Annotated in this window: 16 protein-coding genes; 12 read left to right on the plus strand and 4 right to left on the minus strand. The window is 28.5% G+C overall.

What is annotated here, in order from left to right:
* The first annotated feature begins 49 nt into the window (after nucleotides 1-49).
* Nucleotides 50-739 (plus strand): hypothetical protein, encoded by a 690-nt coding sequence (locus HGG64_RS02400; RefSeq protein WP_169580364.1) that lies wholly within the window; start codon nucleotides 50-52, stop codon nucleotides 737-739.
* A gap of 1,131 nt (nucleotides 740-1,870) precedes the next feature.
* On the opposite strand, the gene HGG64_RS03265 is transcribed toward HGG64_RS02400, so the two are convergent.
* On the minus strand, nucleotides 1,871-3,076 hold the full coding sequence (locus HGG64_RS03265; protein ID WP_169580365.1) for a variable surface lipoprotein: 1,206 nt from the start codon (nucleotides 3,074-3,076) through the stop codon (nucleotides 1,871-1,873).
* Between the two features lie 479 nt (nucleotides 3,077-3,555).
* Here HGG64_RS03265 and HGG64_RS02410 point away from each other — a divergent pair, with 479 nt between their 5' ends.
* The 3 genes from HGG64_RS02410 (at nucleotide 3,556) to secA (ending at nucleotide 8,526) form a co-directional block, all read left to right on the plus strand.
* Nucleotides 3,556-4,281, plus strand: coding sequence for a hypothetical protein (locus tag HGG64_RS02410; RefSeq protein ID WP_169580366.1), 726 nt, complete (start codon nucleotides 3,556-3,558; stop codon nucleotides 4,279-4,281).
* 105 nt (nucleotides 4,282-4,386) lie between these two features.
* Nucleotides 4,387-5,814: a trigger factor gene (tig, locus tag HGG64_RS02415; RefSeq protein WP_169580367.1), complete on the plus strand. Its 1,428-nt coding sequence runs from the start codon at nucleotides 4,387-4,389 to the stop codon at nucleotides 5,812-5,814.
* Nucleotides 5,815-5,910: 96 nt separating this feature from the next.
* On the plus strand, nucleotides 5,911-8,526 hold the full coding sequence (secA, locus tag HGG64_RS02420) for a preprotein translocase subunit SecA (RefSeq protein ID WP_169580368.1): 2,616 nt from the start codon (nucleotides 5,911-5,913) through the stop codon (nucleotides 8,524-8,526).
* Between the two features lie 55 nt (nucleotides 8,527-8,581).
* Here secA and HGG64_RS02425 read toward each other — a convergent pair whose 3' ends face one another.
* Entirely contained in the window at nucleotides 8,582-8,989 is a 408-nt protein-coding gene (locus tag HGG64_RS02425) for a bis(5'-nucleosyl)-tetraphosphatase (RefSeq protein ID WP_169580369.1), read from the minus strand.
* A 5-nt stretch (nucleotides 8,990-8,994) separates the two neighbouring features.
* The gene (locus HGG64_RS02430; RefSeq protein WP_169580370.1) at nucleotides 8,995-9,513 is read right to left on the minus strand and encodes a lysophospholipid acyltransferase family protein; all 519 of its coding nucleotides are present in this window, start codon (nucleotides 9,511-9,513) and stop codon (nucleotides 8,995-8,997) included.
* A 92-nt stretch (nucleotides 9,514-9,605) separates the two neighbouring features.
* Here HGG64_RS02430 and dnaX point away from each other — a divergent pair, with 92 nt between their 5' ends.
* Genes dnaX through rsmI form a run of 6 tightly spaced genes read left to right on the plus strand, consistent with a single transcriptional unit; the run spans nucleotide 9,606 to nucleotide 14,670 of the window.
* Nucleotides 9,606-11,540: a DNA polymerase III subunit gamma/tau gene (gene dnaX, locus HGG64_RS02435; protein ID WP_169580371.1), complete on the plus strand. Its 1,935-nt coding sequence runs from the start codon at nucleotides 9,606-9,608 to the stop codon at nucleotides 11,538-11,540.
* A 12-nt stretch (nucleotides 11,541-11,552) separates the two neighbouring features.
* Nucleotides 11,553-11,849, plus strand: a complete 297-nt coding sequence (locus HGG64_RS02440) for a YbaB/EbfC family nucleoid-associated protein (protein WP_169580372.1) — start codon at nucleotides 11,553-11,555, stop codon at nucleotides 11,847-11,849.
* A gap of 1 nt (nucleotide 11,850) precedes the next feature.
* Nucleotides 11,851-12,438 (plus strand): toprim domain-containing protein, encoded by a 588-nt coding sequence (locus HGG64_RS02445; protein ID WP_169580373.1) that lies wholly within the window; start codon nucleotides 11,851-11,853, stop codon nucleotides 12,436-12,438.
* Between the two features lie 9 nt (nucleotides 12,439-12,447).
* Nucleotides 12,448-13,092, plus strand: a complete 645-nt coding sequence (tmk, locus tag HGG64_RS02450; protein ID WP_169580374.1) for a dTMP kinase — start codon at nucleotides 12,448-12,450, stop codon at nucleotides 13,090-13,092.
* Nucleotides 13,092-13,970, plus strand: a complete 879-nt coding sequence (locus tag HGG64_RS02455; protein ID WP_169580375.1) for a DNA polymerase III — start codon at nucleotides 13,092-13,094, stop codon at nucleotides 13,968-13,970. Before tmk ends, HGG64_RS02455 begins: the two co-directional genes overlap by 1 nt.
* Entirely contained in the window at nucleotides 13,960-14,670 is a 711-nt protein-coding gene (rsmI, locus tag HGG64_RS02460) for a 16S rRNA (cytidine(1402)-2'-O)-methyltransferase (RefSeq protein ID WP_169580376.1), read from the plus strand. Before HGG64_RS02455 ends, rsmI begins: the two co-directional genes overlap by 11 nt.
* Nucleotides 14,671-14,724: 54 nt before the next feature.
* Here rsmI and rpsT read toward each other — a convergent pair whose 3' ends face one another.
* On the minus strand, nucleotides 14,725-14,985 hold the full coding sequence (gene rpsT / locus HGG64_RS02465) for a 30S ribosomal protein S20 (RefSeq protein ID WP_169580377.1): 261 nt from the start codon (nucleotides 14,983-14,985) through the stop codon (nucleotides 14,725-14,727).
* A 136-nt stretch (nucleotides 14,986-15,121) separates the two neighbouring features.
* Between rpsT and HGG64_RS02470 the strand changes: the two genes are divergently transcribed.
* Both HGG64_RS02470 and HGG64_RS02475 read left to right on the plus strand, forming a co-directional pair.
* Nucleotides 15,122-15,841 (plus strand): YgjP-like metallopeptidase domain-containing protein, encoded by a 720-nt coding sequence (locus HGG64_RS02470; RefSeq protein ID WP_169580378.1) that lies wholly within the window; start codon nucleotides 15,122-15,124, stop codon nucleotides 15,839-15,841.
* Between the two features lie 2 nt (nucleotides 15,842-15,843).
* A complete protein-coding gene (locus tag HGG64_RS02475; RefSeq protein ID WP_169580379.1) occupies nucleotides 15,844-16,473 on the plus strand; it encodes a hypothetical protein in 630 nt (209 codons plus the stop codon).
* Nucleotides 16,474-16,508 lie beyond the last annotated feature (35 nt).

Consider the following 16,508-nt stretch of genomic DNA (forward strand, 5'->3'; position numbering starts at 1 on the left):
AATTATTTAGTTAAGTAAATTTTAAATTAAAAATGTAAAGGAATAATATATGAAGAAAAAAAATCTTAAATGATTAGCAATTTTACCCGTAACCATTACTGTGTTTCCACTTATAGCGGCTTCATGTAATTTTAATCAAGTTAAAACTGATGCCCTATATTTGAATTTATACTCATTAACTTTTGCTGAATTTGGAAAATTTCTCAAAATTGAAGATTATAAAAGTTATAAATTCCTAAATGAAGCAAAGAAGATACTGAATCAATTAGAGAAGAAGGATAGTAATAACAAGAAGGTGTTAGATAATGCTAGATTACTTCTAGCAGACTATGAAAATTACTTAAATAATGGAAGAGAAGCATCAGAAAATGATGATTTAATTCAAGATATTATTACAATACCTCCAGTTAAATATTTAGATATTTTTTCATTTTTAGATTCAAAAAATAATTCAATATCTAAATTACCGGGCAATTCAAATAAATTTTTTTCAGAATTAGAAATTTTCAAGAAATATTGGGAATTTATTAGTAATTCAAGATTGTTGGTAGTTAACTATTTATATTTATTTTATCCATTAAATCTCTTAGAAAACTCATTGCAAAAGAATATAGGAAATAAAGAATCGATTACTGAAATAATTAATTTTTTCAAAGCTAAAATAAGTGCCAAATCATCATTAAAATTATGAGATATAAATAAAGTTTCTAAAATACTAAAGATTCTTGAAATTAACTAATCATATAATTACTATTACAAAATAAAATCTCCGCTGAGGAAATTTTATGTTTTTTACGGTTTTTGTTAGCTTCTTTTTGGTGAAAATTTTAAAGGCATGAAATTTATTAATATAATTGGCAATTTAAACCAAACAAGTATTTCTATATACAAGAATTTGGAACAAAATTTCTTTACCTATTATTATTGCCAACAACTCCAGCATGTGTCGGTAAAGATGTGATTAGAGATAAAATCTCAACACGAAACGGTATATTGAAATATCTAAAGTTTAAACCTCTGAAATGAACACACCGACTATGAAGTTATGTTATAAATTCTATCAGCTAAGCCAGAAAAATCTAAATATACTAAACCTCAAACTTTACCTAAAATAAAAAATCCAATATTAAATTAGAGCCAATTTTACCGTGACAAATACAAACAAAATTAGTCAGAAGATTTATTAATATTAGAAATAATATGGATTAGTTTGTTAAGTCTTAATTTAGAACATATCTAAATTTTAATTCCTGTAGAAAACATCATCAAAGATTTAGTTATTAAATTACCAAAAAAATAAAATGCTTTAAAATGGACTATTATCAGTAGAAGACCATGAAAAAACACTTCCTAATCAAATAAATTTTGTAGGCTTATGGCTGATATTTCGACAATGCTGGTAGGGGTGAATTATTTTAGGTTTTTTAAAATTTTAATGAATAATTTGATGGCTACTTAAAAAAACTTAATATCTGTGATACATAATTCAAAATTGTAGCTTAAAATCAACCTCATCAAAAATGATTTTCCCATTCTACTACGATAAATTATTCAAAATTGGAGTATTAAAAACTATGAAAATTTATTACAAAAAGTAAATATGGGCAATTTTTTTACAGCTTTTTATACTAAATAAAATATTAATTGGGCAAATATAGAGATGATAAAAGCGATGATATAGCAACTGAAAAATTATTACTGTAGTTAGTGATACTATTTTATAGGCAAAAAAGGATCATTAACTTCATGTAATTTTACAAAAATTAAAATGAAAATTAAGTCATTTGACGATGGCTTTATAATTTTTGTATCATAAAAAAATACACACAGACTAGCAATTTTAAATCTGTGTGTTTTTTATTAAATATAATTACTTATTCATCTTCATCATATTCATCATTTTTAATTCTTCGTTTATTTTATCTTCGATTTCATACAGCATTTTAAATGATTTTATATGTTCAAAATCTAGCATTTTTTCAAATTTTTTTGTTAAATCAAGTTTTTTAACTCTTGATAATTCAGAAGCTAAGTATGCGAAAATTTGTCCAGAATCTTTATCGCTTTTTCATTTTGTTTCAATAAAGTTTTTAAATTCATTATATTTACTTGGACTTCTCTTTTCAAGCCCTTCAATTGTAGAAAGAATTCCGAACTTTACTCTAAGATTAATGATTTCTCCTCTAAGCTTGTATACCTTATCAGTTTCTTTGAGAGCATTTAGTTTTTGTCTATACATATCTTTAATAGAATTTGAAGCTAAAATAGAATTAATTAATCCTAGTGTCTCTCTTTTTTGAATATCTAGTGTTAATTTCATTCCTTTTTCAAATAAAGACAATTCTATATTAGATGACTTTGGTTTATTTTCTTCTAACTTAAATATTACATAATGAGTAGATTTAATATTTGAATCATTTTTTATAGTAATTCTAGCGTTTAAATGAGTATCAGTAAAGAAGTAAGTAAAGTCATCTGTGTCAATTGAAAAACCTTGAAGATTAGAAATTATTAAATCTTTGAAATTAAAATTATAATTTTCTAACTTAGTAATCTTATTTTTGAATTCAAACTGAACGTTTTTAATTTTATCCAATTCTGCTTTAGTTTTGTCAAATTCATCTTTTTGAATTATTGCGCCAGTAGCTTTATTTGTAGTATCAATTGTAAATTTAACATAAATAGTATATTCTTTATTCTCTATAGAAACCTTTAGTTCAACTTGCGCTTCTTTTTCATTTTTTACGATGAAATTAGATTTTGTCATATCTGATAAAATCATAAATTCTTTGTCTGAAATTGCTATGTTTTGAATTGAAAATTCTTTTGCATCAGTAATTGATTTATTGTATGTAAAAGTAGCTGCATTCAATTTATTTTTTATTTGTTCCTCAGTTAATTTTGGATTAGGTTCTGGCATTGGTTGAGGCATAGGATTTGGAGCTGGATTAGGGTTATTGGGATTTGGGTTGGGTTTGGGATTGTCTGTATTGTTGCATGCTGCGGCAACTAATGGTAAAGTTAGTACACTTGCAATCGAACCGATTGAAATCATTATTTTTGTAAGTTTTTTCATTTTTTGAAATCTCCTTTTACCTTTTTGTAAACATTATTTCACACAAATGCATTTTAATAATATCTTTGGATTTTCATGATATTTATTAAAATATATTGTGTGCTCAAATTATCACAAATAAATCGCACAAATATACTTTTTTAGCCGTTAAAAGTTATTTTTTTATTAAAAATAAGACAAAATTTATGTAAATTTAGTAAATATTGGTATTTTTTGCCCTTTAATATCTTAAAAAATGACTATTTTTTTTGAATTTTTATATGTTTAGCAAATATTGAAAAAATTATTCAAAATAAGATTAGTTCTCAAGCCTTTTTCGCAGAAGAGAAAATTTATAAACTAAGAAAGTATTGTAATTTGAAGAAATGTCGTCACGATTTTTAAAGCAATTTTTTTAATTCAGTTTTTTTAAAACAATTTATAAGCGCCTAGACAACGAATAGCCTAGATTTTTTGGCAATTGGAGTAAAATAATTAGTATGAAAACAAATAATAATAAAAATGCTAATGCGCTAGATTTTGAGCGAATTTTAGCTGAAGTTACTGAAATTAGAAAAGATGATCCGATTAGAGCTATATATGTAGTTGACGGTCATCTAAAAAATGCCATTTTATCAGATGATGTTGCTGACCTAGAGGCATTAAGACAGAATATTATTTTTCAGATCAAAAAAGATAATTTAGCTGTTAAAACCACCCTTGATACCCTTAGTTTAATTAACTCTCTTAAAGGTAAGAAAATGGATTATGTTTTTATGCTAAACTACAATGAACTGAAAAGACGTGATGATTTTGAGCAGCATGCAGCTGAATTTCAGCATTTCTTTAATCAACATGACTTTGATAGCGCGGGATTTCAAACTTTAATATATGACCTACTGCAAAACAAACAAATTGATTTTGATTATTCAGTTAGGGGGCAGATAATTAATCCTAAAAAACTTGGTTCTTTTCTTGAAAATCCGGGAATTAGAAAAATGCAAGCAGAAATCTTTGCCACATTTGACAAAGACATTGCTAAAAACAAAGTTGCCAGACAAGTTTTTTCAGCTTATTTATTTAAAAACTGAGTTGATATTTTGCTTAGAAAAACAACACATGATTATGAACAGATAATTAATGTTGTCAATGTTTTATATGGTGAAAAAGATAAAAGTGAACTAAATGCCGAAGAAAAAGCTATTTACCAAATATTTAGCAAATAAAAGTGAAACTAAAATAAATTACAAAGCTTATATTGATAAGCAGTTTTTTTGTAATTTATTTAACAAATAAAATATAATATAACAAGATATTATTTAAGGAGAACTATGTCACGAATAATTAATAAAGAAAAGACAGAATTGAGAATTTCATATGTTTTAGAAGGCTCTGAATGACAAGAAGCAATTGAAAAGGCAAGAGAGAAATTAAGATTAAATGTGCAAATTCCAGGATTCAGAAAAGGAAAAGTACCTGCTCGTGAAGCTGATAAACGCATTAGTTTAGGAGAAGTACTAGAAAAGGCGCTAAGATCAAAACTTGATAGCATTTATTCTGAACACATTGCAAAAGAAATTGAACCGACTGATCAAATTGTTGGAAGAGAAGATCTAAACATCAAAGAATTTTCAGAATCAAAAGTAGTTGTTGAATTTATTTTCCCAATTATCCCTGAAGTAAAATTAGGAGATTATTCAAAACTTGGCGGTAAAATTGGTTCATTAGAACTTTCAAAAGAAGAGCTACTTGAAACTGAAATGAAGATTATTGAAAAGTATGTTGTGCTACTTGACAGTGATGAACCAATTAAATTAGGCGATGAAGTTAACTTTGATTTTAAAGGTTTTGTTGATGGCGAAGCATTCGACGGTGGTGATGCTGAAGGTTATGATCTAAAAATTGGATCAAAACAATTCATACCCGGCTTTGAAGAAAAAATGGTTGGACTTAAGAGAGGCGAAGAAGCTGACCTTGATTTAGTCTTCCCAGAAAACTATCATGTTAAACATCTAGCTGGTAAAAAAGTTATTTTTAAAGTTAAAATCAATAACATCAAAACTCCAAGTATGCCAAAAATTGATGAAGAATTTATTAAGCAAATTAACATTACTGGTATCAACACATTAGAAGAATTTCAAAAATTCCTTGAAATCCAAACATACAAAAATAAATTAGCAGATTTAGAAACTAAATTTATTGAAGATATCACTAAAAAATTAATTGCTACTTCAGAAATCGCAATTTCTGATTCACTACTAAAATCTGAATCAAGAAAATACTACGAAAACTTACTAAACAACTTAAAAGAGCAAGGTATTTCTGAAAAAGAATATTTGGAATTCACCAAGAATACTAAAGATGATATTTTTAGAATTTTTGATGAATCAGCAACTGAAAATCTAAAGAAAAGCTTTATTTTTGGTGCAATTGCCGGAGCTGAAGGAATCAAAGCAACTGAGGAAGCTTATAACGCTGAATGTCAAAAGTTTGCTGACCTTTACAAAATCGGAGTTGAAAGTGTTAAAGGCATTTTAAGATTTGAAAATTTTGAGAACAAATTCATTACCGAAAAAGTTATTGAAACTCTAATGAAGAAAAATGATCCAAAGAACTTTGCTAAATTAGAGGAAATCAAAAAAGAAATTCAAATCTTTGATGAAAAACAAACTGAGAAAATTGTTGCTAAAGCAAAAGCTGACACTGAAGCAGCTGCTAAAGCCAAGGCTGAAGAAGAAGCTAAGAAAGCTGAAAAATAATTTTAAGACTTAGGATTTGCCTAAGTTTTTATTTCTGTTTTTTTTAAATTTTCATTAATAAACATTATTTATTAATTTCATATAAAATATATATTTATGAAGTTATTTAATTTTAAATCTACAGAAATGCGTATTGCTGAAGCAACATTAAGAAAAATTAATCATTGAGAAAAAGAAATCTCTAAACTAAGTGATGAACAACTTAAGGCAAAAACAATTGAATTCAAAGAGAGACTGAAATTAGGCGAAACATCAGATGATATTCGCCCTGAAGTTTTCGCTGTTTCGCGTGAGGCAACAAAAAGAATTTTAGGCAAGAGACCTTATGATGTTCAAATGATTGGAGGATTAATTCTTGATTTAGGTTCAGTTGCAGAAATGAAAACTGGTGAGGGGAAAACTATTACCTCGATTGCACCGGTTTATTTAAACGCATTAACTGGTAATAGCGTTATTGTTTCAACAGTTAATGAATATCTAGCTGAACGCGATGCCGAAGAAATGGGGCAGGTTTTTAACTTCCTTGGCTTAACAGTTGGTATTAATAAAGCCCAAATGGCACCCGATCTTAAAAGACAAGCTTATGCCTGTGATGTTGTTTACTCAATTCACTCAGAGCTTGGATTTGACTATCTTCGTGATAACATGGTTATGACAAAAGAAGAAAAAGTTCAACGTGGGCTTGACTTTATTTTGCTTGATGAAGTTGACTCAATTCTAATTGATGAGGCTAAAACACCATTAATTATTTCTGGTGGCGATAATGATGAAAGCAATCTATACACGATTGCCGATTTGTTTGTTAGAACCTTGAGCAAGGATGACTTCTTCATTGATGAAGAAACCAAATCAGTTTATTTAACCGATGAAGGAATTGAGAAAGCTAATAAGTACTTTAATTTTGAAAATTTATATGACATTCAAAATTCAGAGCTTGTACACCGGATCCAAAATGCCTTACGTGCTCATAAAGTTATGAAACTTGATGTTGAGTATATTGTTAGAAACGATAAAATTGAGCTAGTTGACTCTTTCACTGGTCGAATTATGGAAGGAAGATCATACTCTGAAGGTTTACAACAAGCAATTCAAGCTAAAGAGCGTGTTGAAATAGAAAATGAAACAAAAACACTAGCAACTATTACCTATCAAAACTTTTTTAGATTATTTAAAAAAATTAGTGGGATGACGGGAACAGCGAAAACCGAAGAAAAAGAATTTATTGATATCTATAACATGCGTGTTAATGAAGTACCAACTAATAAACCAATCGTCAGAGTTGATGATAAAGACGAAATTTATGTTGACATGCATTCAAAATGAAAGGCCGTCGTAAAAGAAGTTAAACGTGTTTATGAAAAGAAGCAACCAATTCTAATTGGAACTGCCCAAGTTGAAGACTCTGAAGTTCTACATGAATATCTTTTAGAAGAAGGAATTCCTCACACTGTTTTAAATGCTAAACAAGATGCCTCAGAAGCAGAAATTATTTCTAATGCTGGGCAGTTGGGAGCAGTGACAATCGCTACTAACATGGCTGGACGGGGCACTGATATTAAGCCATCAAAAGCAGCTTTGGAAGTTGGCGGGCTTTATGTTTTAGGAACTGAAAAAGCTGAATCTAGAAGAATTGATAACCAATTAAAAGGTCGTTCTGGTCGTCAAGGAGATATTGGTTATACTAAATTTTATCTTTCATTAGATGATCAACTAATTTTGCGTTTTTCAATTCAAGATCAATGAAAGGAAATGTTTAAATCATACGGTGAAGATCCCATTGAAGGCGAAGGAATTCGCAAAGCCTTTATTCGTGCACAGAAAAAAATCGAAGGATTTAACTACGATAGTCGAAAAAGTGTTCTAAATTATGATGACGTTATTCGTCAACAACGTGATCTTATTTATGAACAACGTGATTTAATTTTAAACCGTGATGATCTAGGTAGTATTATCCGTAAAATGATTACTGTTGCTGCTGAACAAACAGTTAATAATCCATATTTTGTTAAAAAAAACAATACCCTTGATTTAGAAGCTTTCTCAAATTACGTTAATTCAAATTTTATGACTTTAACATCTCATAATTTCAAACCCGAAGAAATCATTAAATATGATCGTGAGGAATTAGTTGAACACATTGTTAAAGTATGACAAAAAGAATATGATGTGCTTCGTCAAAATATTATTGATAAATATGGAATCTCATCACTAGCTTCCTCGGAGAGAAACATAATTTTGAATGTTTTTGATAGTGCTTGACAAGACCATATTAATGTCATGGATAAACTACGCCGTAGCACTAACTTAGTACAATACTCGCAAAAAAATCCATACCAAATATACACACAATTAGGTTCGAAAAAATTCAGTCAATTGACAAAACGTATTGCTTTAGAGTGTGTTACTAACTTAATGAATAACTATGATGCATTACCATCATCAAATAGTCAAATTAATTTTCCATGAATTATTGGTCCTGATAGCTCTGGAAATAATCTTCCACCGCAACAGCCAAATTTACAAGTTCAAGACTTTATAAAATACTTAGTTGACTCTGAAAGACAAAAACTTGAAAGAGAAGGGGTTCCAGAAGATGAAATTAATAAAAGAATCGAGGAGCTTGAAAGTCGTATTCTTAAGGAATTAAAACTGGATAGTAAAGTTGAAAATCATATTATTGAACCGCATGAATTAGTCGATGTAAAAAAATAAAATCCCAGCTGTATAATTTCTTACACTGAGATTTTTTTATTTTTTATTAGCAAGATTACATTTTTTGAAAATATTCAATAGCCAATCGCAATATCGCAACGTCATTTGGGAAAGTAACTTTTTCAAGTGCTTCTTCAATTGGATATCATGTTGCTTCGCTAATTTCTGAAGCCTGAGTTTTAATTTCATTGTTTGTAGGAATTCCAATAAAATAAATTACATCTTTATAAATATCTCTTATTGGGGAATAGCTATTAGTTTCACGAAAATCACCGACAATTTTAATTTCGATGTTTGTTTCTTCTTTAACTTCACGAATAGCTGTTTGATGTTCAGTTTCATGATCTTCAACATGTCCTTTAGGAAACCCTCAATGTCCACCAATTTGCTGAATTAGCAGCACATTTAGTCTGCCATTAATTGATTTGAAGATTATTGCTCCACAAGATTTTTCTTTTTTCATTTATTTTACTCACTTTCTCAATATTTTACTCCAGTAAAGTATTTTGTAAACATAATTGCATTCACTAAAATGAGCACTAAATAGCTACTCATTAGTACAATCATTTCAACTTTTAAAATGTTTAAATATTTTAAGGCATTTTCTTGTTGCTGACTGTCATTAATAAATTTAAAATAATTAGTTCATAGTGGTTGAATTAAAAAAGCATTAACAATAAAAACGGCGGCTAGTGATAAGAAAATAAACATTGAAATTAGCTGAAATTTAGTAACTATTCTCGGCAACCTATCTTTAAATACCTTTCTGATTGGAAAATAACAGACCGCAATATAAACAGTAGCGAAAGTAACTAAAATTTGGGTTACTGAAATTAAAATTAAACTTGACCTGCTTAACCTTATGCCATATAAACTTGCCGAAAGAATGGCAATAATAGCAAAAAATGATCCAAGTCAAATAGCAATTAAATAGTTTAAATGACTGCTATCAATTTTAATTTTTCTTTTTTTATTAATATCTTTCATAATATTCCTATTTATATTATTATAATTAATAATTACAAAACCAAAAGTTAGTTTTGATAAAATATAACTAGTTAGTTAGGAAAGGTTTACACATGTCTTTGTCTGATAAATATTTAGCATTATATCGTCAATATCGTCCCCAGAAATTTGAGGATATAAAAGGTCAAGAGCATATTGTTAGAACACTAAAAAATATTATTTTAAATCATAAAATTGGTCACGCTTATCTTTTCTGTGGTCCACATGGAAATGGAAAAACTAGTACTGCTAAAGTTTTTGCTAATACCATTAATTGTGGACACACTGAAGACATCTTAGTTCCATGTCAACAATGCATTGCTAATATTGATCGAAATCTTGATATTATTGAAATTGATGCGGCTTCTAACACCGGCATTGATGATATTCGTGAACTTCGTGAAAAAGTTAAGCACATGCCAACAAATAGTAAATATAAAATTTACATTATTGATGAAGTGCATATGCTTTCTAAGGGAGCATTTAATGCACTACTGAAAACATTAGAAGAACCACCTGAATATGTTATTTTTATTCTAGCAACAACTGATCCACAAAAAATTCCGCTTACAATTCTCAGTCGCGTCCAGAGATTTAATTTTAAAAAAATGGAACTTAGCACACTAGTTTCTGAACTTAAAAAGATTTTTGAAAAAGAGCAAATTGGGGCTGATGAAGATGCTATCCAGCTTATTAGTAAACTTGGCAATGGTAGCTTTCGTGATACACTTAGTTTAGCTGATCAAATTGCTATTTATTGTGCTAATGAAAAAATAACTAAAGGCGCAGTTGAAGATTTATTTGCAATTTCCAATTCTGATAACATCATTAAATTAATTAACTTAGCAGCTTCAAACAATTTAGAACAATTGCTACTATTTTCAAATGATTTACTGGAAAAAGGTACTGACATCGTCATCCTTTTAAACCAAATTGTTGATATACTAAAAGATTTTATTATTTATAAGAAAACTAACAGTATGCGTTTAGTTGAAGAGTTAACTGAAGAGAGTCTTAAAAAAATTACTATTGATAACATTAGCCACGCATATGAATTTCTTGATATTATTTTAATTTCTTTGAAAGAACTAAAATATTCAGATTTTCCTAAGCAAACATTTGAACTATGCTTAATGAAAATGGCTAAATCGGACCGTGAATCAAAAGATACTAACTTAAAAGTGAGAAATGACTATGCTAGCGAAGATAATTTCAAACCAGTGAATAAGGTTTTGAAAAAAACTTCACTTGAGCAGGAAGAACTAAATTCAAAATTCAATCTATCATCTATCGCCAACACTTTTAGTGAAAAGAAAGAACTTGTTGATCTGAACATTGAAGAAGTTAATGTTGATGAAATTCTTGAAAAAACCGCTGAAATTTTACTATCAGAAACAACCAATGAACTGGAAAATGCTCAAATAAGCGATGCGATTGTAACGAGTAATTATGATGTTGAAAACACAGAAGTACAAAGTAGTGCTAAAAATGATGAGCCAGTAGGGTCTGATACAGTTAGTCTAGATCAAATCATTGATTGTTTACTAGTAAAACAGTATGCAAAAATGGCAAAACCGGGTTATGAAAATGCTAATTTAACACTTAATGATAATATCAAATACAGTTTAATTGACTCTAAACTTTCGGATTCAGAATCGGATAAACAAGTTAAAGATATTTTAAGTAATTTCAAAATTATCTTTTCATCACATGACTTCATTTTATTTAGTTCTTCATTTGATGATAAGGTTTTTGACTTAAACCGTAATGCTTATCGTGATAGTTTAATTAAGGGAGCATATAAAATTTTTAATCGCTATGTTCACTTATTTGCAATTACTGAAAAACAAATTGAAGATGCTAAAAATTACTGACTAAATAACAAAGAAGCACTAAAAAGTAGAAAAATTAAAAAATTAGAGGATTTATCAAAACGTTACGATGAATCTTCTGCAAGTATTGATTGAGCCATGGAAACTTTTGGTGAAAAATTTAAAATTAAAAAATAGTAGGAGATAAATATGAACAATATTAATGAAATGCTTAAAAAAGCAAAAAGAATTCAAGGTGAATTAGAAAAAGAAGAGCAGCTAATTGCTAAAAAAGAATTTGTAATTGAAAAACAAGGAATAAAGATTACCATGCTAGGAACTCGTAAGGTAACCAAAGTTGAAATTAATCCAGCTTTAATTGACCCAGATGATCCAGAATTATTACAAGATTTAGTTTTAATTGCTGTTAATGAAGCTATTGAAACAATTGATGAAGAATATGACCAAATAAACGCTAAATATGCTGGCGGCGGACTGCCTTTCTAGCATGAAGAACACAAATGAGGAGCTTGAATTGCTACTAAAGGCAATTCCGGGTATTAGCAAACGTCAAGCCCAAAAAATTATTAGTTATTTTTTAGAAAATGATGTGAGCAGACTCGAAAATATTTATCAGCTAATGAAACAGTTAAAAGATAAGTTAAAAAAATGTCAAAACTGCAATTTATATTCAGATGCTGAGATTTGTAGTATTTGTTTAGATAAATCACGCCAACAAAAACTTATGATAGTTTTGAGTCAAGAAGATTTGAAAAAATTTGAAGCGCTAGAAATTTATAGCGGTAAATACTTCATTTTAGAAGAGTTATATGATCTAAAAAAACCAAGCGAAAAATTTGATCGAAACCTAGAAAAACTACTGCCTATGGCAAAAAATGTTTCAGAAATTGTAATTGCTTTATCTGCAACAGTTGAAGGACAATTTACCACACAATTTATTAAGAAAATTCTTAAAGATAAAATTAATTTTGATAACGCCTATCAACTTTCAATGGGAATTCCACTTGGTGTTCAGGTTGAATATGTTGATCCAGTTACATTAAAACAATCTTTGATTAATAAAACTAAAATATAAGGGGAAAATATGAAAACAAATCGAGGAAAATTTATAGTTATTGAAGGAATGGATGGAGCTGGAAAAACAACCATTCTTAAAATGCTTGAAAAGTATTTAGTAAAAAATAAAAAGCAAAATAATTTTGTCTTTACAAGAGAACCGGGAAGTAGTTTTTCAAAAGAGGCTGAAAAAATTCGTAGTTTAATTTTAGAAAACGGCAATGAGTTCAGTCCTATGGTTGACGCCTTGTTATTTGCTACAAGTAGAAGAATAAATTTAGAAAAAGGTATTTGACCATCACTTGAGGCCGGCAAAAATGTTATTTCTGATCGCTATTGAACATCATCATATGTTTATCAAGGAATCTTAGGTGGCATTGGTGTTCCTAAGGTTAAAATGATTAATGAGATTGCGACTGACAACACTCATCCAGATTTTATTATCTTCTTTGATCTAGCACCAGAGATTTCACTAAAACGTTTGAAAGATAGTCGCGAATCAATGGATCGCCTTGAACATTTAGATGTTGCCTACTATCAAAATTTACGTGAAGCATATTTGAAAGTTATAGCTAAGGATACTAAAAAATTTAGTGTTCTTGATGCCAATTGTTCGATTGATGAATTATTCGAAAAATTTATTAACCTTTTAGTGGACCAAAAAATTTTATAATGGCAATTAATTCTGATTTTTTGAAAACCATTAATAATTCAGTCAGAGAGAATAAGCTTCAGCAGGTGTATTTATTTTCACAACTAGTAGATGAAGAATTTGATGAATATCTTTTTGCCTTTATTGAGGCAGTTAATCAAGACAAAATTACATCATTCTCAAAAGTTAATTTAAATGATCTTTATTTATCTGTTAATGAGGATAATCAATCAATTGCTAAAGAAACAATTAATGACGCAATGCTTTGAGCTTCTAAAAGTAATTTTTTAGATGCTAACAAGTTTAAAATTTTAGTTATCAAAAACATTGAAAAAGGCAGTGCTCAAAGTCTCAATAGTCTACTAAAATTCTTAGAAAATCCCCCAGCTCATGCCATCGTAGTTATGACAACTAATCAAATTAGCAAAGTCCTAAAAACGATCAAATCAAGGGCATTTATTATCAATCTTAAATCGGATTTAGTCACAATTAAATCAATTAATGATTTTGTTACCGTTTATGCTAAAAAATATAATTTAACTGACATTGAAAAATTGAATACTATGCTAAAAAATCTGAAGTCAACAATTTTATCATCGACTTCGAAACCCGAATCACTTTTATATTTTTTAATGAAGCATTTCGAAAAAGAAAATGCTAACTTTATTGTTATTTTTATGATTTTTATATATGAAGATTTAGCTAAAATTGCTGCCAATGTAAATCACAATCTCCTACTTTTGACAGAAAAAGATGCTAAAGCTCTTAAAACACCGATAAAGATAGATGAAATTATCCAATGTTTAAAAGATATGTATAAGACCTTAAAGACTAATGTGAATTTCCCCTTACAAAAATCGAATTTTCTAATTCAAATTGAGAAGTTATATGGAAAATAAAATTTATATTATCGGAACACCAATTGGAAATCTTGAGGATATTAGTCTAAGAGCATTAAAACAATTAAAATTATCAGATATTATTTTATGTGAAGACACGCGCGTAAGTCAAAAATTACTACGCTTTTATGATATTTCCGGCAAGCAACTGATTTCTTATCATAAGTTCAATGAAAAGTCTTTGGCTCCTAAAATTATTGATATGATTTTATCAAATAAAGTAGTTTCGCTTATTTCTGATGCTGGCATGCCATGTATTTCTGATCCTGGATTTGAAATCATTAGTCTAGCTAAAAAAAATAATATTAGCGTTGATGTGATTGGCGGGCCAACTGCCCTCATTCATGCCGTGATTAAAGCTAATTTTAGTTCGGAATTCAATTTCATCGGCTTTTTAAAAGATAAATCTCAGGCTAGACAAAATCAATTAAAATCACTTCAATATGGCACATATGTTTGCTATATATCACCACATAAGCTCCAAACCACCATTAATGATTTTAAAGTTGTCTTTGGAAATAATGTCAAATTATTTTTAATTAAAGAGATGACAAAACTTCACGAAAAAAGTTATGAAGGAAATCCTGATGAGATATTAAGCAAAATTAGTGAAGATAGCCAAAAAGGTGAGTTTAGTTTGGTATTTAAACTAGAAAAACCTGCGCACGTTAAAGTTAATAAATATCCCAAAAAAAATTAAAAAGCCCGAATATGGGCTTTTATTAATTTTTCACAGTAATTATACAATATTCAATTATCTATTTTTAGCAATAAACGCATCTAAACGGCTTGCTTTTCTAGCACCATTGTTTTGGTGTAAAACACCCTTAGAAACAGCTTTATCAATTTCATGATGTGCTTTAGCAAATAAATCACTTGCTTTAGGATCTTTTGCTTGTGCAGCTAATTTTGCCTTTTTAATTGCAGTTTTAACTGAAGATTTGATAGCTGAGTTGCGAACACGTGCCTTTTCGTTAGATAATATTGCTTTTTGTTTTGATTTAATGTTTGCCATTGGTTTGCCTTTCTTGCTTTAATAATTAGCAATTAATATTTTATAATAAAAAATGATTTTTTTATTCTTTTTATTCAAAAGCAAACAAATTAAGTAAATGACAAATAGTTTTTATTTTCTACTAAAATTTATAATTATGAGAAAAATAAACGAAATTCTAATTTACAAGCTTGGAGAAAAAGAAATTAATATTCATTTGCGCTTTACAAATAATAAAAATATATATTTAACAATGAAAAATGACCAGATAATTCTTTCAACACCAGTAAAATATATCAACACTGAACAATTAAACAATTTCTTAGCGATGGCTATACCGAAATTGATTAAGCGTTCTGGTAAACAAAAAAGTAAACCCGTACTTGATATTGATTGAGAGAATCAACAGTTTTATTTGTTTGGTAAGCTTACCAAATTTAAAATTTTCGACGGTTTCATTCAATTATTTATTGATGAAAGTATTGAAATTATTTATACAAAAACTAAAAGCATATCCCCACTTAAAAAATTAATCTGAAATAATTTAACTCAGAAACTTGAAAAGACATTTAGTGAATGAGCTAATTACTATTCACAAAAATATCTAAAAAAACCTATACTAGCCAAAATTAGAATTGCGAATAAGAGATCAGCTTGAGCAACAAATTATCTAACAAAAGATACAATTTCAGTTTCTAAATATTTAATATTTTATAATATAAGATGTATCAAATATGTAGCAATGCATGAAATTGCACATTTTCTTGAAGGAAATCATTCGAATCGCTTTTGAAAGATTATTAGCCAAGAATTTCCTGACTATAAAGAAATTATTAAGGCAATGAATGAACATAAATTTATGTGGGAGGGAAGTTAAAAATGGATAGAGTTTATATTATCGGCATTAGTGTGGGATTACTGCTATTAATTGCTTTTATTATCGTAATGATTGTACTTGGAGTTTTTATATCAAAGCGCAATCTTGATAAAGCGAAGAAAAATGATGATTTTGAGAATAGCGTTAGTGAAGAAATACAAAAATTATTAAACGAAAACCGTACCAGTAAATGAATTAAACCATCAATGTATAAAAATGCTAAAACAAAATCAAAATTTGAACTCGGAAATATTTTAGTTAGCAGAAGTTCTGTTTTCTTATTTAAACTAAATTATACTGATGGTGGAACAATTGAGGGAGATGGACTTGAAAGGGAATGAATTATTCACAGTGAAAAAAATAACTATACTTTCCCTAATGCTATGATCGAATTAGAAAATGATATTAAGAACTTATCATCGATTCTTCCTCCTAATGTTCCTGTCATTGGAGTTATTGTATTTAATAAAAATACGCAACCATCAATTGTCAATCTGCCTCCTTATATTTTGTGTTTATCAGTTGACAGAATAAGTGAAGAAATCATTGAAATTCAAAACAAACTACATTCAATGCTAGACTTAGAAAATATTGAAAACATTGTCAATGTTCTAGTTGAATATAAGCAATAAATTAACATTTACTACTAAATAACGTGAATCTTTGC

It is taken from the genome of Mycoplasma phocoeninasale (assembly GCF_012934885.1).
In the GTDB taxonomy this organism is placed as follows: Bacteria; Bacillota_I; Bacilli_A; order Mycoplasmatales; family Metamycoplasmataceae; genus Metamycoplasma; species Metamycoplasma phocoeninasale.